We start from the raw sequence: 20,071 nt of genomic DNA, 5'->3' as shown, positions 1-20,071 counted from the left end.
TCAAATTGGATTTACCACGCGCAGTTCGGATACGTTCTTTGCATATACTGCAGTTCGCACAAAATAAATCCGAAATATTCCGTGTGATAACCGGTTCTGGAACCTTTTTGCATAAAATCACTTTCCGGAATTTGTAAACCAAAAGTCTGGAAATCTTCAGAAATATTTTTTGACCACTTTTCGAGCAGATTTTTTGAATTCGGCACGATGTCCAATTTTGCTAAATCTTCTTCACCCGGCGTTTCCGCGAACATTCCGCCGGTGTATTCCCATAAATTTTCAACCGCATTTCGCAGTCGGGTTTTACTTTCCTCCGTTCCGCCCGCGAACATTTTTATCCATGTTGAAGTGTGCGTATAGTGATATTTTACTTCTTTCAGCGATTTTTCAGCGATTGCGGCGAGTTGTTCATCGCTGCTTTTCATTAATTCTGTGTAAAGAATTTTTTGGTAAACCGCAAAAAAATACACTTTTAGCAGCGTATTTGCGTAATCGCCGTTCGGAAGTTCCGAAAGCTGGCAGTTCAGATATTCTTTTTCCAAACGAAGAAAAGCCAGATCATCTTCCGATTTTCCTTCACCCTGAATTTGCGCCGCGTATTTATAGAAATTATTGCTTTGGCCCAGATAGTCCAGCGCGATGTTCGTCAGCGCAATATCTTCTTCCAGATACGGTCCCTGACCACAAAGTTCGCCCAGCCTTTGACCAAAAATCAAAGTATCATCAGCTAATTTTAAAGTATAATTAAAAAGTGGATTCATTTATTTGAAGCTTTAGGCTATAAGCTTTAAGCTATAAGCGTAGTGCTTATTGCCTATTGCATATCGCGGTTTTACATGTTTTTCACATCATTCGGGATTTCGTAGAAAGTTGGGTGGCGATAGAGTTTATCGTCTGCCGGATCGAAAAACGCTTCTTTATCCACACCTTCCGAAGTCACCAAATATTTGCTCGGAACCACCCAAATTGAAGTTCCTTCCATTCTGCGGGTGTACACGTCGCGTGCGGCTTGCAGCGCCATTTCTGCTGTTGCTGCCTGCACGATTCCTGCGTGTTTATGGGAAAGTCCGGGTTTTGTCTGGATGAAAACTTCCCACATATCTAAGTTGCTCATTAATCAAAAATTTATGGTTTTAAAGATAAAGATTTTTTTAAACTTTTTCTCCGTCTATGAAAATATGTTCGGCTTTCAAACTTCCCTGATGGTAAAGGATATTCTGAAAATTATCTGTTTTAAAGGTGATAAAATCGGCTTTTTTTCCGTTTTCCAAAATTCCGCGGTCTTCGAGATTTAAAGCAAAAGCTGAGCGAAAAGTTATTCCGGCTAAAACTTCTGCCGTCGATAATTTTTCGAAAGTCGCTAAAATCGATGCTTGTGTAATCAGATTTCCCATTGGCGCAGAACCCGGATTCCAGTCGGAAGCGATGGCAAGAATTCCACCGGCATCCAGAATTTTCCGGGCGGGCGTAAATTTCTCGCCTAAACCCAAACTTGCACCTGGCAGCGCGGTGGCTACAGTGTTTGATTTTGCTAAAAACTCAATATCTTCATCAATCGTAGCTTCCAAATGGTCGGCAGATTTCGCGCCGACTTCCACCGCGATTCGCGAACTTCCGGAAGTGAATTGATCCGCGTGAACCGTTATTTCGAAACCAATTTCTTTAGCTTTTAGCAAAAAATTCCGGCTTTCTTCGGGTAAAAAAGCTGATTTTTCTATAAAAATATCGACTCTTTTGGCAAGATTTTCTGCTTTTATCTTGGGCAAAATTTCATCAATAATATATTCTAAATATTCTTCAGAACTTCCGGTAAAATCTTTTGGTTTTAAATGTGCGGAAAGACAGGTCGGAACTAAAGTCGCTTTCGTAAAACTCTGCGCTTTTTTGATGACGCGCAGCATTTTCAGCTCATTTTCAACATCCAAACCATAACCGGATTTTATTTCAATTGTTGTAATTCCGAGCGCGATTAAAAAATTTATTCTTTCTAAAACTGTTTGCAAAAGCTCGTCTTCGGTCGCTTTTCTGGTATGTAAAACCGAACTCCAGATTCCGCCGCCGCTTTCCGCAATTTCGAGATAAGTTTTTCCGGCATTTCGCAAAGCAAAATCGTTCGCACGGTTTCCACCGAAGCAAATATGCGTGTGAGAATCTGTAAACGCTGGCAAACAGACCTGTTCGCCTTTAATTTCCTCAATTTCAATTTCAGAAAATTCGGCCTTTAAAGCGGAGAAATTTCCGGTTTTTAAAATCGTTCCGTCTTTAACCAAAATTCCGCCATCAGGAATAATTTCCAGCTGCTCATCAGAAAGTTTTCCGCGAAGCGGCAGGTTTGCAAGCGTTACAATTTGTTTAAAAGGACCGATCAATTTCATAAATGCAGTTTAAAATTTCAAAAAAAAAGGCGTTTTAGAGCGGAAAAAATTTAATTCTAAATATTTATGCTGTCTTTTTTAAATGGTGAAAGACCATTTTCGAAAGCGGAATAAACATTACGCCGGCGACAATAAAGGCGATAAAGGCTCTTTGAAGTCCGAAAGCACTTGCAAGATAACCAATAATCGGCGGTCCCAAAAACATCCCGACGGTAGAATAGGTGCTGATAATTGAAATTACAATTGGCACCGAATATTTTTTTGCTTTTCCGGCCAAAATAAAAGTCATCGGATAAAGCCCCGAAACGCCAAAACCTACCATGCAAAACCCAATTAAAACGGGCAACAAATAAGGAAAAATGGTGGCGAGAAGTACGCCGCCTGTAATTAAAACCGAGCTGGTGATGTAGAGTTTTTGCATACCAAATCTTCCCATCAGATTATCGATGGTGAGCCGCGAAATCGTCATACAAACCATGAAAAGCAAATAGCCATAGGTGAAAACTTCCTGATGGACGATTTCCTGCAGGTAAACGCCGTTCCAGTCGTACATTCCGCCTTCGCAGATCGCCGCGAAAAAAACCATGAATCCTAATAGTGAAATATATTTGCTGGGTTTCTGGAACCGGAACGGATTGCTGGTTTTTGCTTTGTCATTTTTAATCAGAAAAGGATACATGCTAATGACAATAAGCAATCCGAGAGAAATTACCGCTAAAAAGTGCCAAAAAATGGAAACTTCAAATTTGATCATCAGCGTGGAAAATAGCACACCTAAAATTCCGCCGATACTCCAGACGCCGTGGAATTTCCCCATGATTTTTTTTTCAAATTTTTCCTGAATTGAAAGCGACTGCGTGTTTATCGCCACATTGATAACGCGCAGAGCTATTGAAAATAAAACCAAAGAAACGACCAGCGCAAACAGCGAAATTCCCCAACCGATTGAAAATAGAGAAAGCAGAAAAAGTATGCTCGCGAACTGTAATGGAATTTGGCTGTCATATTTTGCGACAAGCCAACCCGAAAGTGGAATGCCGATAATTGCGCTTGCTGGCATGATCATCAGCAGGTTTCCCAAATCGCTTTCGCTGAGGTTAAATTGATCTTTGATGGTGGGAATTCGCGACGCCCAGGTCGAAAAACACATTCCCGATAACAGGAAATAAGCTGATAAAGCAACTCTTTGCTTTTGTGGTGTTGAAATCATTGGCGCAAAATTACGAATTTAGAAAGCGAAACTTTTTTGATTTTTTTGAAAAAAATGCCGTTTTAAGGCCGAAAAAATATCTCAGGAAATCTTTGAATTTAAAAAAGATGGAAAAAATTCCCTTTTAAAATTTTATATCTTTGGATAAATTTTATAAAAATGCCCGATTTTTTGCATCCGGATCAGGAGAATTTCTCCGCGGATGAGTTGATGTTAGAGGAAAAAATCCGCCCGCAGAGCTTTCAGGATTTTGCGGGTCAGCGCAAAACTTTGGATAATTTGGAAGTATTTGTTGCTGCGGCAAAAAACCGTGGCGGCGCCCTGGATCACGTACTGTTGCACGGTCCGCCGGGTTTGGGAAAAACCACTTTAGCACATATTATTGCGAATGAATTGGGCGTTGGTTGCAAAATAACTTCGGGGCCGGTTTTGGACAAGCCCGGAAGTTTGGCAGGTTTGCTAACGAATCTGGAGGAAAATGATGTGCTTTTTATTGATGAAATTCATCGGCTTTCTCCTATTGTAGAAGAATATCTGTATTCCGCAATGGAAGATTACAAAATCGATATTATGTTGGAAAGCGGCCCAAACGCGCGCAGTGTGCAGATCGGTTTAAATCCGTTTACATTGGTGGGAGCCACAACGAGAAGCGGAATGCTGACAAAACCCATGCTCGCCAGATTTGGAATCCAGTCGCGCCTAGAATATTATACCATCGAACTTTTGTCGATGATTATCCAGCGCAGCGCGCGGGTTTTAGATGTAAAAATTTACGAAGACGCCGCGTTGGAAATTGCGCGCAGAAGTCGCGGAACACCGAGAATTGCAAATGCACTTTTGCGACGCGTGCGTGATTTTGCTGAAATAAAAGGTAACGGAGAAATTGACATTGAGATTACAAAATTTGCTTTAAACTCCTTAAATGTTGATGAATTCGGTCTTGATGATATGGACAACCGGATTATGCGCGTGATGATTGAAAATTTCCGTGGCAAACCGGTAGGAATTTCTGCTTTAGCAACTTCCATTGGGGAAAATCCGGAAACATTGGAAGAGGTTTATGAACCATTTTTAATTCAGGAAGGATTCATCATCAGAACGCCCCGCGGCCGCGAAGTCACTGAAAAAGCTTATAAACATCTGCAGATTGCTGTACCGCGTAGGCCGGATGAACTGTTTTAGCCCATTCAAAGATAAAATTGTTATTTTGTATGAATTGAAATTTGTCTCAAAAACAGATAAAAATAAACCTATTGTTTTATGAAACTCTATCCAATCCAGTGCGGAAAATTTAAATTAGACGGAGGAGCTATGTTTGGCGTGGTTCCGAAAAGCCTTTGGCAGCGTACAAATCCGGCGGACGAAAATAATTTAATTGAGCTCGGTACCCGCTCACTTTTGGTGGAAGACGGTAAAAAACTCATCCTCATCGATTGTGGCTTGGGTAATAAACAGGACGAAAAATTCTTTGGTCATTACTCGCTTTGGGGCGATGATAATTTGGATAAAAACCTGAAGAAATATGGTTTTGTAAGAGAAGATATTACCGATGTTTTCCTTACGCACCTACATTTCGACCATTGCGGCGGCGCGATAGAGTGGAATGATGAGAAAACTGGCTATCGTCCGGCTTTTAAAAATGCCAATTTCTGGACGAACGAAGAACACTGGAAATGGGCAACAGAACCGAATCCGCGTGAAAAGGCAAGTTTCCTTAAAGAAAATATTTTACCGATGCAGGAAAGCGGTCAGCTTCAGTTTTTACCGACACCACAAACCGGAAATTACGGTTTTGCACCGGATTTAAAAATGAATGTGATTTTCGTCGACGGTCATACCGAAAAACAAATGCTGCCGGTCATTCAATATCAAGAAAAAACGGTGGTTTTCGCGGCAGATTTAATTCCGACCGTGGGACATATTCCGCAGGTTTATGTGATGGGATATGACACGCGGCCGCTTTTGACCATGGAAGAAAAGGCAAAGTTTTTGAAGCAATGCGTGGATAACGAATACCTTTTATTTTTCGAGCACGACGCTCACAACGAACTCGCCAGCCTTAAAATGACTGAAAAAGGCATCCGTTTAGACGAAACCTTCTCTATGAACGAAGTTTTTGGCTATTAAAACATTAAAAATTTAAAAAAAATTATGATAGAAGAAGAAGCTGAACCTGAGCCCGGGGAAAAGACGAAAATTATCGGCGTAACCGGCGGAATCGGTTCCGGGAAATCTACTGTGTCCAAATTTATCGAAGAAGCGGGATTTCCTGTCTATTATTCGGATGTGCGCGCTAAAACAATTGTCAATGAAGATGCGCAATTGCGCGGAAAAATCACTGAGCTTTTAGGTGAAAAAGCCTATAATCAGGAGGGTTTATACGACCGGAAATTTGTTGCAAATCTCGTTTTTAATGATCCTGATTTGCTTTTAAAATTGAACTCCCTCATTCATCCGGCCGTAAAGTTAAATTTCGAAAATTGGGTAAAACAGCAGTCAAAAAATCTGGTGTTTAAGGAAACTGCGCTTTTATTTGAACTGAAATTAAATGAAGACTGCTTCAAATCCATTTTGATAACGGCGGACGACAACTGCAGATTGAAAAGAGTGATGGACCGCGACGACAAAACGTACCGCGAAGTAGAATCCATCATGCTGCGCCAGATGCCCGAAAAAGATAAGGTGAAAATGGCAGATTTTGTTATTTTTAATAATGACGGTTTTGAGGAACTTCAGCGCGAAACTGAAAAAGTGCTTACTGAACTTCAAGCAATTTTATAGACGATAACTAGCCAGATTTTTTCTAAAAATTTGGCTTTTTAATGACCAAAATTTCCATTTTAAATTTTTCAATTAAACTTTTTATATTTTTTTAAATTCATTATGAATAAATTTTTTCGGCTCTGTTTTGCCCTTTTTTTCGGTTTTGCCTATTCCCAGGCTGATACCGCACAGGTGGTTGTCGCCAACCGTTTCAATTCTCCCGAAGCGCAGCAAAAACCATATGTTATTTTGATTTCAACCGATGGTTTCCGTGCGGATTATGTAGAGAAATTTCAGGCAAAAAACCTTCAGAAAATGGCTGAAAATGGCGTTTCCGCAACTGCGATGATTCCGAGTTTTCCAACCATAACTTTCCCGAACCACTGGAGCTTAATCACCGGTTTGTATCCCTCGCACCACGGTTTGATCGACAATTATTTTTACGATTATAAGCGGCAGAAATCGTACGCCATGAGCAAACAAGAAGATGCTGAAAGCGGTTCCTGGTACGGCGGAACACCGCTTTGGAGTTTGGCCGAAAAGCAAGATGTAGTTTCAGCTTCCATGATGTGGGTGGGTGCAGCAAGTGATGCCGGCGGAGCGAGACCAACTTATTATTACCATTACCACGAAAAATTTTCACCCGAAGAAAAAGTGGAAAAAGTAGTGAACTGGTTGAAACTCCCGATGGATAAAAGACCGCATTTCATCAGCTTATATTTCCCGGAAGTGGATTCGAAAGGCCATCATTTCGGGCCGGAAAGTGCAGAAACAGCACAGGCGGTAAAACTCGTGGACGATGCGGTGGGAAGTTTGGTGAAGAAAGTGGACGATTTAGGCCTAAAAAATGTGAACTTTATTTTTGTTTCTGATCACGGAATGATTTCAGTAGATCGTGAAAATCCACTGAAAATACCGGAAATTTTATTAGACAAAAACCGGTTTGATTTTTACAATGCACAAACTTTGCTTCGAATTGTAGTTAAAAATAAAAGCGAAATAAACTCGGTTTACCGTGAATTAAACAAAAATAAAACACCGGATTACGAGGTTTATTTAACTAAAAGAATTCCGCGCAAGCTAAACTTTTCAACCAAAGAAGACCGCTACGGCCGGATTGGTGATCTAGTTTTGATGCCAAATGCTCCGAAAATATTTCTGGAAGAAGGCAAAACAACTTCCACCGGAAAGCACGGTTACAATCCGTATAAAGTGCCGGAAATGAAAGCCGTTTTTATTGCGGACGGTCCGGCTTTTAAAACCGATAAAAAAATTGGTGAATTTAAAAATGTAAATGTGTACCCGATTGTAGCCGATATTTTAAAGCTAAAAATCACAGAACCAATAGACGGTACTCAAACAACAGCGAGAAAAGTTCTCGTAAAATAAATAAAAAATCCGGCCTCAAATGACCGGATTTTTTCGTTTTCCCAAAAGCTGTTAATTTTTCAGGGACGCCATATCAATGACAAATCGGTAGTGAACATCGCTTTTCAGCATGCGTTCGTACGCTTCGTTAATGTCCTGCATTTTAATCATTTCAATTTCCGGTAGAATGTTGTGTTCACCGCAGAAATCCAGCATTTCCTGGGTTTCTTTAATGCCGCCAATCAGTGAGCCGGCGACCGATCTTCTGCCTAAAACCACGGGTGGAGTAAACAGTGCTTCTTCCATTTTCCCGATATAACCGACCAAAACTAAAGTTCCGCTAATATTTAAAGTAGAAATATATGGGTTGATATCATGATCGTAAGGCACAGTATCAATAATCAAATCGAATTTTCCCTGGGCGGCCTTCATTTCATTTTCGTAGGTGGAAATCACCACGGCATCAGCGCCTAAATCCAATCCGTCCTGAATTTTATCCGGACTGCGGGAAATTAAAGTCACTTCAGCACCTAAACCTTTGGCAAGTTTTATCGCCATGTGCCCCAAACCGCCTAAACCTACGACTGCAACTTTGCTACCTTCTTTTACGTTCCAGTGCTTAAGTGGCGACCAGGTTGTAATTCCCGCGCACAAAAGTGGTGCAACGGCTTTTAAATCTAAATTTTGCGGAATTTTCAAAACAAAAGCTTCATCAACCACCACTTTTTCGGAATAACCACCGAAAGTTTGTTGGTTTAAATGTTTGTCGTGACCGTTATAAGTTCCGGTGGAACCGTTCAGGCAATATTGTTCCAAATCCTGTTTGCAGCTTTCACATTCGCGGCAGGAATCTACCAGACAGCCAACGCCGGCTAAATCACCGACTTGAAATTTGGTGACTTCGGCACCGATCTTTGTAATTTTTCCGATTATTTCATGTCCCGGAACTGCGGGATATTTCGTGCCGCCCCAATCGTTTCTGGCAGTGTGCAAATCGCTGTGGCACACGCCGCAGTACATAATTTCAATTTCGATGTCGGTAGGTAAAACTTCCCGCCGCTCGATGTGCATTTCTTTTAAATCCTCATCCTTCGATGCCGTTCCAAAAGCTTTTATATTGGTATCGCCCATATTTTATTTTTTCGTTTACGCAAATATACTGGCTAAGAAAAAGAATGTGTGTTAATGAAGTATTAAAATTTTTTACCTGCTATTAGACCATTTTATTCAGGAACCCAAACCGAAACATTTCCGGCGGGAACCGGGAAATTTCCCCAGCCTTTTTCATCAATGGTAATTTTTTCCTCAAACCAGCCCAAATAATCGTAGAAATTTTGCCCTGCATATTGAATTCCCATTTCCATCGGTTTTTCGTAGGCATCTTTATTGCTCAAAACCACGGCGCAGCCGGCGTGCTCTTCATCACCTTCGCGAATCCAGCCGAGACAGTTGGCATCTTCAAAATAATCGCGCTGAATTCCATAAGCGAACAATTGTCGGGCTTTCAGCAATTCCTCAATTTTCTCCACCTTATCCAGGAAAATTTCCTGGTCGTTGCCTTCTTTATCTTTGTCAATGTAATGTGCACCAAATAAATCAGGATAAAAAATGCACGGATAACCATCCTGCCGAAGTAAAATTAAAGCGTAGGCGAGCGGTTTAAACCATTTTTCCACCGGCGCTTCCAGTTCCTGAAGCGGTTGCGTATCGTGATTATCCACCAAAGTTACCGACAAAAGTGGATTTGCAGAAGTTAGTGTTTCGTCGAAAATAGTACGTAAATCATACTCCGACCCGGAAAGCGATGCGATGTGAAAATTTTGCTGTAACGACGAATCGAAAAGGCTCATGGAACCGGCCGTTGCTTCAATATACTTTTCCAGAAGCGATAATTCTCCGGGCGCCCAATATTCGCCCACGGCAAAAATATTTTTGCCGGTATTTGCGCGTAAATTATAAAGCCATTCCTGATAAAATTCCGGCGACTGGTGTTTCACCGCATCCAGGCGCACCCCATCAAACTGAACTTGATCATGATACCATTTCGCCCAGTTATTCAGCTCTTCGCGTACGAAGGGATTTCGGTGTTCGATGTCATTGTACATCAAATAATCGTAGTTTCCTTTTTCGTCGGAAATCATTTCTTCCCAACCGTCGCAGTACTCGCTGATAATGCGGAAAATGCCGTCTTCCTGACCTTCAGCATAATCAACTCCGGAAAAACATTGAAAATTCCACTCAAAATCAGAATATGTATTGCCTCTGCCCGGAAAAGTAAATTTGGTATACGATTCAATTTCAAAAGGTTCCGAAATATCTTCCAGCCGGTTTTCCGGATTTACTTTAATGACATGAAATTTTTCCATTTCATCACCGCCGGCTTTATGATTCAAAACAATATCCACATACACCGAAATCTCATTTGACTCCAGCGTTTTACAGGCATTTAAATATTCTTCTTTGGTGCCATATTTTGTCGGAATGGTGCCTTTTTGATCAAATTCGCCGAGATCAAAAAGATCGTACGGATCGTAACCTACCGAATATCCGCCGCCCGCAGCTTTGTATGCCGGTGGAAACCACACGGCGCTGATTCCCAGTTCTTTTAAATAAGCAGTGCAATCTTTGATCTGGTCAAAAAGCTGAGCGTTGCCATCGGAATACCAATGGAAAAACTGAATCATCGTAGGATTCATCATGAATTAAAGTTTAATAATGTGAAAAAGAAAATTTCCTCTAATTTCGGCAAATTTTTCCGTTTTAGCTCGCTTCGCGAATTTTAAAGCCGGAAAATAATTAGGTTTAAATTATTCAAATTCCTCAAACGGAATTTTCAGCTGTACCGAAACCTGCTTTTTTGCCTGTGTGTTGAGGTTGGAAAGTGACAGGCCGAGCAAACGCACCGGTTTATCGAACGGACGAAGTTCCCACAATTTTTTCGCCGTTTCGAAGAGGTTTTTTTCGTTTCCGAAATATTCTTCCTGCGTCTTACTACGTGTGTACACGGTGAAATCTTTGTATTTAATTTTTAAGGTCAAAGATTTTCCTTTAATTTCTTTCGTCAGAAGCCGCTTGTTCAGATCTTCGCTGATGATTTCCAGCTGCTTGAAAACTTCCTCCTCATCGAGCAGATTTTCCCAAAAAGTTTCTTCCACGCCCACACTTTTCTGGATGCGGTGCGCTTTCACTTCGCTGTGATGAATTCCGCGCACCACATTATAATAATAAGCGCCGGATTTTCCGAAAAGCCGCACAAGCTCTTCCAAAGATTTTTCTTTCAGATGTAAACCTTTGAAAATGTGCAGTTCATGCATTTTATTGGCGGTAACTTTTCCGATTCCGTAGAATTTTTCAATCGGCAATTCTTCCATAAACTGAAGAATTTGGCTCGGATGAATGGTTTTCTGGCCGTTCGGTTTTCGGTAATCTGAGGCGACTTTTGCTAAAAATTTATTCACCGAAATTCCGGCAGAAGCAGTCAATCCCGTTTCTTCGAAAATTCTTTTCCGGATTTCTCTGGCAATTTCCTGAGCAGAATCGACGTTTTTTTTGTTTTCGGTCACGTCCAGATAAGCTTCATCCAAGGAAAGCGGTTCCACCAAATCGGTAAATTCATAAAAAATTGCCCGAATTTGCTGCGAAATTTCTTTGTACCGCGCGAAACGCGGTTTCACCACAATCAAATGCGGGCATTTTTCCAAAGCAATTTTTCCCGGCATCGCAGAACGGATTCCATATTTCCGTGCTTCATAACTCGCCGCTGCCACTACGCCGTACATGCCGCCACCGACCACGAGTGGTTTTCCTTTCAGTTCGGGGAAATCATGTTGCTCTACAGACGCATAAAACGCGTCCATATCGACATGAATAATTTTTCGGTCGGTTTGCACGCAGCAAAATTAGGAAATGCACTTTAGATTTTCACCATTTCGCAAACCTTCGGATAAATGCCGTAAATTTGAAGAAAGTGACAAAAATTTAATTCAAAAAAAAATATGAACGACGATAAATTAGCAGTGCTCATCGATGCAGATAATGTTCCGTACAAAAATGTGAAGGAAATGCTGGAAGAAATTTCGCGCAGTGGCACGCCCACCATCAAAAGAATTTATGCCGACTGGACCAAACCCACGGTTTCCGGCTGGAAAAATGTGCTGCTTGAAAACGCTATTACGCCGATACAGCAATACAGCTACACGACGGGAAAAAATTCAAGCGACAGCGCATTAATAATCGATGCGATGGATATTTTATATTCTGAAAAAGTTACCGGTTTCTGCATTGTTTCCAGCGACAGCGATTTTACACGTCTTGCCACACGACTTCGTGAAGCCGGAATGATGGTCATGGGATTTGGTGAAAAAAAGACGCCGAAGCCGTTTATTTCTGCCTGTGATAAATTTATTTACCTTGAAATTTTAAATGATACCGAAGATTCTGAAAAGGAATCTGAAAATATTGCCACAATTAAGCCCGAGAAAACCAAGCGCAAAAAAGAACCTTTAAGCAAAGTAGATTCGCGGAATATCAAGCTCATTACGGAAAGCATCAATGATTTGGGCGATGAAGATGGCTGGACTTTTCTTGGAAACCTCGGAAGTTTCATCATTAAAAAGAAACCGGATTTCGATCCGCGAAATTTCGGTTTTCCAAAGCTATTACCTTTAATTAAAAGCATCGGTAAAATTGAAATCGACGAAAGAGAAACCGGCGTAAAAAACATCAGGCATATTTATGTGCGTGTGAAATAACAGCACGATCCAAAACGAAAAAAAATGCCGCTAAAAGGGCATTTTTTTTATTTTTTGCGGAAATGTAATTTAGGAGTTATAATTTTTCACCACACCTTTTACAATTTTAATGACATTCGGCATTGCTTTATCTGCAGCTGCCAAGACTTCTTCGTGGGAAACGGTGAAGGCGATGTCCGGGCCACCCACATCGGTGATGATGGAAATCCCGAAACACTCCATTCCCTGATGTTTTGCGACAATTACTTCGGGCACAGTGCTCATCCCGACAGCATCGCCGCCGATGGCGCGAATCATTCCGTATTCCGCCGGCGTTTCAAAAGTTGGTCCCTGCAGCGCGACATAGCAGCCTTCGTGCGCGGTGATTCCGAGATTTTCGGCGGTATTTCGGGCAATTTTTATCATTTGCCGATTGTACGGTTCGCTCATATCCACGAAGCGTGGCCCAAATTCTTCCAGATTTTTTCCGCGCAGAGGATGTTCCGGCATCATGTTGATGTGGTCATTAATAATCATCACATCAGCCACTTTAAAAGCTGGATTCACACCGCCGGAAGCATTAGACAAGATTAAATTTTTAATGCCCAAAAGATGAAAAACGCGAAAAGGGAAAACCACTGTTTGAATATCGTGACCTTCATAATAATGAAATCGCCCGCTCATCATCAAAACTTTTTTGCCCTCTAAAACGCCAAAAATTAATTTTCCTCCATGACCAACAACCGTAGTTTGAGGGAAATTCGGGATTTCAGAATAATCCAAAACGTGAATCGGTTCCACTTCATCTTTAAGTTTGCCTAAACCAGAACCTAAAACGATGGCAAATTCCGGCGTTTCCTGAATGATATTTTTAATGAACGCTGCGGTTTCTTTAATTTTTTCCAACATAGTTGAGGATGGTTTGGTTAAATTCTTCCTTCCGGTCGATGGTAATATTGATGGGCCAGTAGAAAACAAGGTCCCGAAGATAATCAAAAGTTTTCAGGCGAACGTAGTCTTTTTCGGTGGTCAGAATGAGCTTATACTCGCCGAGTTTTTTAAATTCTGCCAAAATATTTTTAATGTCATGATCGGTAAAATTATGATGGTCGCGAAACTTAAGATGTTTCACGCGGTCCGAAAATTTAGCTAAATGTTTGACGAGCGGTTTCGGATTTGCAATTCCGGTAATCAGCAAGATATCGTAATACGAAAGGTTATTATCTGGCAATATCTGAGTTTTCGAATATACATTTTCATCGTAACCAATACTCGAAAAAAATACTTTTTGGCCGTGACGCGGATTTATTCTCGAGATGAAATATTGCTTTTTTTCCTCAGTCAAGTTTTCCGGAGATTTCGAAACCATGATGATTTGAGCGCGCCGCGCGCCACTTCGGCTTTCACGTAAATTTCCGGCAGGTAAAAGAAAATCTTTGAAATACGGATCTTCGTAATCGGTCATCAAAATATTAAAACCCGGTTTTATTGCGCGGTGCTGATAAGCGTCGTCCAATATCAAAACTTCCAGATCCATATCTTTAATGACTTTTTTGGCGCCAGGAACTCTTTCCTCGGAAACTGCGATGACGAAACGGTTTTTAAACCTTTCAAACAGCTGCATGGCTTCATCGCCAACCGTTTTATAATTGCTGTCGTAGTTTGTGATGCCGTAACCTTTGGTCGCACGGCCATAACCACGCGAAAGCACACCAGTTTTGTAATGTTTGGAAACCAGATCTGCGAGATACATCACCATCGGCGATTTTCCGCTGCCGCCAACGGAAAGATTTCCGACGTTGATAATCGGCGTTTTAAAGGCGGTCGATTTAGAAATTCCCCAATTATACATGGTGTTACGCGCTGCCGTAGCCACATGATAACCTAAGGAAAAAGGGTAGAGATACCATCTTTTCATAGAGGGCGAAATTACAATTTTTTAAGACTTCTAAAAAGGTGATTCTTTACATTTTTAAAGAAAAAATTAGCCGCTAAAAGCCAGTTTTTTTAGAAAATCTCATATTAGTCGGTGGCTATTAAACAATTTGTTTAATTTTGCTTTTATTGTAAAATCTGATGAACAAAAAAAACATTGCCGTTGTAATGGGCGGCTATTCCGAGGAATATAAAGTTTCTCTAAAAAGCGGCCAACTGATTTTTGATTCCCTGGACCGTGAAAAATATAACGTTTATAAAGTCGTCATTTTAAAAGATGAATGGTATTTCGTCGACGACCGCGGTGTAAAAGCACCTATTAATAAAGCAGATTTTACGGTAGAATTAAGCAGTGGTTTTGAAGTGAAATTTGATGTCTGCTTTAATATTATCCACGGGAAACCAGGTGAAAATGGTGAACTTCAAGCGTATTGGAACACCATCGGGCAAAAATATACCGGCTGCGATTTTTACCAGAGCGCGCTCACCTTTAATAAAAAAGATACTTTGGCGGTTTTGTCAAAATACGGAATTCCGTCCGCGAAAAGTATTTATTTGCGCCACGGTGAAAATATTGAGGAAGACCAAATTATTAAGGAACTCGGTTTGCCGCTTTTCGTGAAACCAAACCAATCCGGTTCCTCGCTTGGCATTTCTAAAGTAAAAGCGCAGTCTGAATTTCAAAAAGCTTTAGATTTCGCTTTCGCGGAAGATGAGGAAATATTAATCGAAAGCTTTCTGGACGGAATGGAAGTTTCCGTGGGCGCGGTCGATTTCAATGGTGAAACCATCGTGCTCGGTATTACGGAAATCGTGCCGGACAAAGAATTTTTCGATTATGAAGCCAAATACGAAGGCGCATCCGAAGAAATTACACCAGCCAGAATTGATGATGAAACGCGAAAACGTGTGGAAGAAATCACCATTAAAGCATATAATGCATTGGGAATGAGTGGCTTTTCGCGCAGCGAATTCATTATTATGGATGGAATTCCCTATATGTTGGAAATGAATACCAATCCAGGGTTTTCGCCCGCCTCAATTTTACCACAACAAGCTGCTTTTTACGGAATTTCCATCAAAGATTTGTGCGGAAATGAGGTAGAAAAAGCTTTAGCTAAAAAATAAAAATTTCAGATTCATAAAAGCCGAATTGAAATTGTAATTAAAACAACCATTTATGAGAGTTGCAGTTTTTCCGGGTTCTTTCGATCCGATCACGCTTGGTCACTACGATATTGTAGAAAGAGCGTACCCGTTATTTGACAAAATAATTATCGCGATCGGGCAGAATTCGCAGAAAAAATACATGTTTTCCCTGGAGCAGCGGATGCATTTTATCCGCGAGGTTTTCAAAGATTTTCCCAATATTGAAGTCGATCATTTTGAAGGTCTAACAATTGATTACTGCCACAGCAAAAACGTGAATTTCATACTTCGCGGCCTCAGAAATCCAGCAGATTTTGAATTTGAAAAAGCCATCGCGCAAACCAACCGAGAGCTCACCAAAAATAATTTAATAGAAACCATTTTCCTACTGACATCTGCCGGGAAATCCTTTATCAGCAGCAGTATTGTGCGCGAAATCATCAGTTTTGGCGGCAATTATGAAATTTTGGTTCCACCAGCTGTACGCGTTGCGCCTAAAACAAAATAAAGCGTGGAAGTTCAGCAAAACTTTAGTTTAGCCATCGAAATTTTGGGCACCATTGCTTTTGCGATGTCGGGCAGTTTTGCCGCGATGCAAAAGCGCCTGGATCCTTTCGGTGTACTGATTATTGCTTTTGTAACTTCCGTCGGCGGCGGTACAATTCGCGATCTGATCCTCGATGTACCGGTTTTCTGGATGCACGATATGGTCATTTGCAGCGTTATTTTCATCACCACGATCGTTTCGATGATTTTTAAATCGGTGGAAAAAAAGTTTAAAGTAACCTTGTTTATATTCGATAGTTTTGGGCTGGGACTTTTTACCATTATCGGAATTCAGAAAGGAATTAATGCTGATTTGCATCCGCTGATCTGCATAACTTTAGGAACGATTACGGGTTGTTTTGGTGGTATCAGTCGCGATATTTTGCTGAACCGAATTCCGCTTATTTTCCGGAAGGAAATCTACGCCACGGCGTGCATAATCGGTGGAACCATTTTTTTAGGTTTTGTGAAATACAGTACGCTTTCTTACGCTTTTGTACAGGTTTCCACGATTTTGCTGATTGTCGCCATACGTACTTTTGCGGTGAAATACCATTGGGAAATCCCGAAGTTTTATGGGGTGGACAACAGTTCGGAAATGTAATATTTCACTTTGAAATTTAAAAAAAAATGCCGTTTTAGCCCGGTATTTTTCTGATTTAAAATTGGCCCGTTTTTTCAAGCGTAATCAAGAATTCAAGTCAAAAAATTAGCCGCTAAATGAGGGTTTTTTTTGATTTTAGCAAACTATGAAAAAATAAAAAAAATGCCGTTTTAACTCGGTATTTTTTTTAATTAAAGTCTTCTGCGTAAACCAACTTCTACCGACAATGACAAACATATAAACATAAAAAAAGCCCCTAAATGAGGCTTTTTTTTAATTTTTATAACTGCAGCAATTTCTAAAAAAGCTGTTTTTAATACTGTATTTTTTTTAATTGAATTTCCCACGCTGGCGCATATTCGGGTTGTGCATATGTTTCTGCATTGACGGCATTTTCAGCTGGTCTTTCAGCATTTTTATCTGATCGGTCATCATTCCGGCGCTGTCCAGGCGTTTTGCTTCTTCCAACAGTTTTTGCGCTTCCTGGCGACGACCTTTCTGCATGGCTCCGGCAGCGATATTCAAAGTTGCCATGGCGCGGTCATGTTTCATATTCAAACCGAATTCCAATGCTTTTTTCATAAAAGGTTCCACTTTCGCCGGATTTTCCTGAGCCAATGTTAAACCCTGTAAATAATGAAAATAGCCGTATTGAGATTTGTGCAACTGCGACTCATAATTGGTGATTTTCGAAAGCCAGTGCGCAGCTTTTACCATGTTCTGTTTTCGCATATACCAGAAAGCCGCCAAAATATATTCGTTCTTGAAAAAAAGCAAAATCGGAATTGCGGAAAGAATTACCAAAACGATTCCCCAGCCTATATTTCTGTTCATCATCAGATAAACTCCGGCTGCGATAATCAGCGCTGCGATAACGAATTTCAGGTATTTGTTCATTGTTAAATTTTAGTGGTGCAAAGATAATAATTTGTGCCAAAAAGAAAGAGCACAGTTTCAGGCTTATTTTTCGAGTTTTACTTTTCGCTCGTAGGTTTGAAAGCAAAAGTCAAAAGCATTTTTTTCGTCCTTTTCGTGGCAAATTTCTTCGGTTTTCATCCAGATTTTGTCGTTGATTTTCGGGAAAAAAGTATCAGCTTTCAGCGTGGTTTTTACCAGCGTAACTTCCAGTTTATCGGTAACATCCATCGTTTGTTCGTATATTTTGCCGCCGCCGATGATGAAGAAATTTTCATCGATTTTTTTAGCAAATTTCAGCGCTTCTTTAATACTTCCCACAATCAAAATTCCTTCTTCAAACCAATCTTTTTTGGTGCTGATGACGATATTTGTGCGGTTCGGCAAAGCTTTGCCAATGCTTTCGTACGTCTTGCGGCCCATGATCACGGGATGGTCTGTGGTAATTTCTTTAAAATGTTTTAAATCGGTTGGTAAATGCCAAAGCATTTGATTTTCAGCACCAATTTCATTGTTTAAGCCCATGGCGACGACCGCTGTAATCATTTTAAAGTAATTTGCCACAAATTTAGCACATAAATTGTATATTTGGGTAGCAATAAAAATTAAAAAAATTAATAAACTATGAGAAATAAAGGTTGTATGAGCGCCGGAACCATCGGTATTGCTCTCCTTGTAATTGCTGCTGTGCTGTTCTTTTGGGGTAAAAACGGCTACAATAATTTTGTCACCAAAGAGCAAACCGTAAATACCAAATGGTCAAACGTGGAAACCGTATATCAAAAACGTGCGAACCTGATTCCAAATCTGGAACGTACCGTAAAATCATATTCCCAGTTCGAGCAGGAAACTTTAACCAAAGTAATTGAAGCGCGTTCTAAAGCAACTTCTATTACTGTGGACCCTACAAATATGACCGAAGCTGATATGGCGAAATTCCAGGCGGCGCAAGGTGAATTAAGCGGTGCTTTGAGCAGATTGATGGCGGTTGTGGAACAATATCCAAACTTGAAAGCGGATCAGCAATACCTGAATTTTCAAAGAGAATATACAGCGATTGAAAACAGCATCCGAAGCGAAACCGTGTATTACAACGAAGCTGCGCAGGATTACAATACTTCGATAAAGACTTTCCCGAATAATATTTTGGCAAACTTTACCAACTTTAAAGAAAAACCATACTTTAAAGCGGATGCAGGTGCGCAAAAAGCACCGGAAGTTTTCACTAACTAATGAACAGTTTTTTGACAGATTCTGAAATGGCTTCTCTCGTGGAAGCCATTAAAACAGCCGAAGATCACTCCACGGGTGAAATCCGTATTCACATAGATTCCCAAACCGAAGGCAACAACGCAGAAATTGCTTTTGAGGTTTTCAAGATGTTGTGCGAAGGAAAAACCGCGGAAAAAAATGCCGTGCTTTTTCATGTAAATTTTGAGCAGCACTATTTGACCATTATCGGTGATGAAGGAATTCACAAAAAAGTGCATCAGCGTTTCTGGGATAAAATGCATGACCAGATTACGATGGATTTTGCGGTGGGAAAATACCACGACGGTTTGAAAAAGGCGATTTTAGAAACTGGTTTGGAACTAAAAAAACATTTCCCGATTTCGGGCGAAAATCCCAATGAAATTTCGAATGAGATTACTTTCTCGTAAATATATTTTCCTTTTTTTATTTTTAGGTTTTAGCATCTATGCTTTTGCCCAAAAAGTACCCGAAAAGCCGGCAATTTTATATCCGGTTACCGACGAAGTTGGTTTATTAACGCAGACTGAAAAAGATCAGCTGAACCAAAAACTCATCAAATTTGCTGACACTACTTCTACCGAAATAGCAGTTATTATTATTCCAAATACCGGCGGTGAAGACGTGAATTATCTTGCCACGATGTACGGCGAAAAATGGGGAATTGGCCAAAAAGAGACGGATAACGGAATTGTTTTTCTGATAGCGACCGAAGATCACACCATGTCGATTCAACAAGGACGAGCGGTGGAGCAGTATTTAACCGCATCAGTCGCAGGGCAGATTCTGGATTATATCGTAACGCCGAATTTTAAGCAGGAACGTTGGTATGAAGGAATAAACCGGGGAACTACGGCGCTTATGGAAGCGGTGCAGGGAAAATTTAAACCGATTGTAAAAGATACTTCGGGAGATAGTCTGTCACCTGCGCAAATCATGATTATCGCGTTTTTTGTTTTCATTATCTTGAGTTTTCTTTTCCGGAATCGTGGCGGCGGAGGCGGAAGAAATGGTGATGATGAAGATGTAATCCTTTCACGTCGCGGACGAAGATCTTATCCCGGCGGATTTTTCCCATTCCCGGGAAGTTTTGGCGGCGGAGGCTTCGGCGGTTCCGGTGGCGGATTTGGAGGTGGCGGTTTCGGCGGCTTTGGTGGCGGCGGAAGCTTCGGCGGTGGCGGAGCATCTGGTGGGTGGTAAATTAAAATGAACAGATTTTAAATGA

22 protein-coding genes are annotated in these 20,071 nt (G+C 40.8%); 11 read left to right on the top strand and 11 right to left on the bottom strand.

Going from position 1 to position 20,071, the window contains the following annotated elements:
- Window positions 1–11: 11 nt before the first annotated feature.
- The 4 genes from paaC to OA84_RS01525 form a co-directional block, all read right to left on the bottom strand.
- Window positions 12–761, bottom strand: coding sequence for a 1,2-phenylacetyl-CoA epoxidase subunit PaaC (paaC, locus tag OA84_RS01540; protein ID WP_039341366.1), 750 nt, complete (start codon window positions 759–761; stop codon window positions 12–14).
- 71 nt (window positions 762–832) lie between these two features.
- Window positions 833–1,114 carry a 1,2-phenylacetyl-CoA epoxidase subunit PaaB gene (gene paaB, locus OA84_RS01535; protein WP_039341363.1) on the bottom strand — a complete coding sequence of 94 codons (282 nt, stop codon included), beginning with the start codon at window positions 1,112–1,114 and terminating at the stop codon, window positions 833–835.
- Window positions 1,115–1,151: 37 nt separating this feature from the next.
- Window positions 1,152–2,375: an imidazolonepropionase gene (gene hutI, locus OA84_RS01530; RefSeq protein ID WP_039341360.1), complete on the bottom strand. Its 1,224-nt coding sequence runs from the start codon at window positions 2,373–2,375 to the stop codon at window positions 1,152–1,154.
- Window positions 2,376–2,439: 64 nt separating this feature from the next.
- A complete protein-coding gene (locus OA84_RS01525) occupies window positions 2,440–3,585 on the bottom strand; it encodes an MFS transporter (RefSeq protein ID WP_039341356.1) in 1,146 nt (381 codons plus the stop codon).
- A 159-nt stretch (window positions 3,586–3,744) separates the two neighbouring features.
- On the opposite strand from OA84_RS01525, the gene ruvB reads away from it, so the two are divergent.
- The 4 genes from ruvB to OA84_RS01505 all read left to right on the top strand — a co-directional run bounded on the left by ruvB (window position 3,745) and on the right by OA84_RS01505 (window position 7,737).
- Window positions 3,745–4,767: a Holliday junction branch migration DNA helicase RuvB gene (gene ruvB / locus OA84_RS01520; RefSeq protein WP_039341353.1), complete on the top strand. Its 1,023-nt coding sequence runs from the start codon at window positions 3,745–3,747 to the stop codon at window positions 4,765–4,767.
- 78 nt (window positions 4,768–4,845) lie between these two features.
- Window positions 4,846–5,712: an MBL fold metallo-hydrolase gene (locus OA84_RS01515; RefSeq protein WP_039341350.1), complete on the top strand. Its 867-nt coding sequence runs from the start codon at window positions 4,846–4,848 to the stop codon at window positions 5,710–5,712.
- A 24-nt stretch (window positions 5,713–5,736) separates the two neighbouring features.
- Window positions 5,737–6,366: a dephospho-CoA kinase gene (gene coaE / locus OA84_RS01510; protein ID WP_052252062.1), complete on the top strand. Its 630-nt coding sequence runs from the start codon at window positions 5,737–5,739 to the stop codon at window positions 6,364–6,366.
- Window positions 6,367–6,468: 102 nt separating this feature from the next.
- The gene (locus tag OA84_RS01505) at window positions 6,469–7,737 is read left to right on the top strand and encodes an alkaline phosphatase family protein (RefSeq protein ID WP_039341347.1); all 1,269 of its coding nucleotides are present in this window, start codon (window positions 6,469–6,471) and stop codon (window positions 7,735–7,737) included.
- Between the two features lie 51 nt (window positions 7,738–7,788).
- Here OA84_RS01505 and OA84_RS01500 read toward each other — a convergent pair whose 3' ends face one another.
- The 3 genes from OA84_RS01500 to dinB form a co-directional block, all read right to left on the bottom strand.
- The gene (locus OA84_RS01500; RefSeq protein ID WP_039341345.1) at window positions 7,789–8,847 is read right to left on the bottom strand and encodes an NAD(P)-dependent alcohol dehydrogenase; all 1,059 of its coding nucleotides are present in this window, start codon (window positions 8,845–8,847) and stop codon (window positions 7,789–7,791) included.
- A gap of 92 nt (window positions 8,848–8,939) precedes the next feature.
- Window positions 8,940–10,415 carry an alpha-amylase gene (locus OA84_RS01495; protein ID WP_233701809.1) on the bottom strand — a complete coding sequence of 492 codons (1,476 nt, stop codon included), beginning with the start codon at window positions 10,413–10,415 and terminating at the stop codon, window positions 8,940–8,942.
- A 108-nt stretch (window positions 10,416–10,523) separates the two neighbouring features.
- A complete protein-coding gene (gene dinB, locus OA84_RS01490) occupies window positions 10,524–11,573 on the bottom strand; it encodes a DNA polymerase IV (RefSeq protein WP_052252099.1) in 1,050 nt (349 codons plus the stop codon).
- Between the two features lie 138 nt (window positions 11,574–11,711).
- Here dinB and OA84_RS01485 point away from each other — a divergent pair, with 138 nt between their 5' ends.
- Window positions 11,712–12,467 carry an NYN domain-containing protein gene (locus OA84_RS01485; RefSeq protein ID WP_039341341.1) on the top strand — a complete coding sequence of 252 codons (756 nt, stop codon included), beginning with the start codon at window positions 11,712–11,714 and terminating at the stop codon, window positions 12,465–12,467.
- A 69-nt stretch (window positions 12,468–12,536) separates the two neighbouring features.
- Here OA84_RS01485 and OA84_RS01480 read toward each other — a convergent pair whose 3' ends face one another.
- The gene (locus tag OA84_RS01480) at window positions 12,537–13,355 is read right to left on the bottom strand and encodes a purine-nucleoside phosphorylase (protein ID WP_039341338.1); all 819 of its coding nucleotides are present in this window, start codon (window positions 13,353–13,355) and stop codon (window positions 12,537–12,539) included.
- Window positions 13,339–14,364 (bottom strand): tetraacyldisaccharide 4'-kinase, encoded by a 1,026-nt coding sequence (lpxK, locus tag OA84_RS01475; RefSeq protein ID WP_039341335.1) that lies wholly within the window; start codon window positions 14,362–14,364, stop codon window positions 13,339–13,341. The genes OA84_RS01480 and lpxK overlap by 17 nt, the downstream gene beginning before the upstream one ends.
- 158 nt (window positions 14,365–14,522) lie before the next feature.
- Between lpxK and OA84_RS01470 the strand changes: the two genes are divergently transcribed.
- The 3 genes from OA84_RS01470 (at window position 14,523) to OA84_RS01460 (ending at window position 16,680) form a co-directional block, all read left to right on the top strand.
- The gene (locus tag OA84_RS01470; RefSeq protein ID WP_039341332.1) at window positions 14,523–15,509 is read left to right on the top strand and encodes a D-alanine--D-alanine ligase; all 987 of its coding nucleotides are present in this window, start codon (window positions 14,523–14,525) and stop codon (window positions 15,507–15,509) included.
- A 52-nt stretch (window positions 15,510–15,561) separates the two neighbouring features.
- A complete protein-coding gene (gene coaD / locus OA84_RS01465; protein WP_039341328.1) occupies window positions 15,562–16,038 on the top strand; it encodes a pantetheine-phosphate adenylyltransferase in 477 nt (158 codons plus the stop codon).
- A 63-nt stretch (window positions 16,039–16,101) separates the two neighbouring features.
- A complete protein-coding gene (locus OA84_RS01460) occupies window positions 16,102–16,680 on the top strand; it encodes a trimeric intracellular cation channel family protein (protein WP_052252098.1) in 579 nt (192 codons plus the stop codon).
- A gap of 330 nt (window positions 16,681–17,010) precedes the next feature.
- Here the strand turns inward: OA84_RS01460 and OA84_RS01455 are convergent, their stop codons facing one another.
- Together OA84_RS01455 and OA84_RS01450 are read right to left on the bottom strand one after the other, a co-directional pair.
- Window positions 17,011–17,577 (bottom strand): membrane protein, encoded by a 567-nt coding sequence (locus OA84_RS01455; protein ID WP_039341322.1) that lies wholly within the window; start codon window positions 17,575–17,577, stop codon window positions 17,011–17,013.
- 63 nt (window positions 17,578–17,640) lie between these two features.
- Window positions 17,641–18,141, bottom strand: a complete 501-nt coding sequence (locus OA84_RS01450) for a dihydrofolate reductase (protein WP_039341320.1) — start codon at window positions 18,139–18,141, stop codon at window positions 17,641–17,643.
- Between the two features lie 78 nt (window positions 18,142–18,219).
- On the opposite strand from OA84_RS01450, the gene OA84_RS01445 reads away from it, so the two are divergent.
- The 3 genes from OA84_RS01445 to OA84_RS01435 are packed head-to-tail and all read left to right on the top strand — an operon-like array spanning window position 18,220 to window position 20,046.
- The gene (locus tag OA84_RS01445) at window positions 18,220–18,828 is read left to right on the top strand and encodes a LemA family protein (RefSeq protein ID WP_039341317.1); all 609 of its coding nucleotides are present in this window, start codon (window positions 18,220–18,222) and stop codon (window positions 18,826–18,828) included.
- The gene (locus OA84_RS01440; protein ID WP_039341314.1) at window positions 18,828–19,256 is read left to right on the top strand and encodes a TPM domain-containing protein; all 429 of its coding nucleotides are present in this window, start codon (window positions 18,828–18,830) and stop codon (window positions 19,254–19,256) included. The genes OA84_RS01445 and OA84_RS01440 overlap by 1 nt, the downstream gene beginning before the upstream one ends.
- The gene (locus tag OA84_RS01435; protein WP_039341313.1) at window positions 19,237–20,046 is read left to right on the top strand and encodes a TPM domain-containing protein; all 810 of its coding nucleotides are present in this window, start codon (window positions 19,237–19,239) and stop codon (window positions 20,044–20,046) included. The genes OA84_RS01440 and OA84_RS01435 overlap by 20 nt, the downstream gene beginning before the upstream one ends.
- The last annotated feature ends 25 nt before the right edge of the window (window positions 20,047–20,071 follow it).

The organism is Kaistella solincola, assembly GCF_000812875.1.
Classification (GTDB): Bacteria; Bacteroidota; Bacteroidia; order Flavobacteriales; family Weeksellaceae; genus Kaistella; species Kaistella solincola.
Note: the sequence above shows the minus strand (reverse complement) of the source record. Positions and strands in the feature narration are given on the sequence as shown.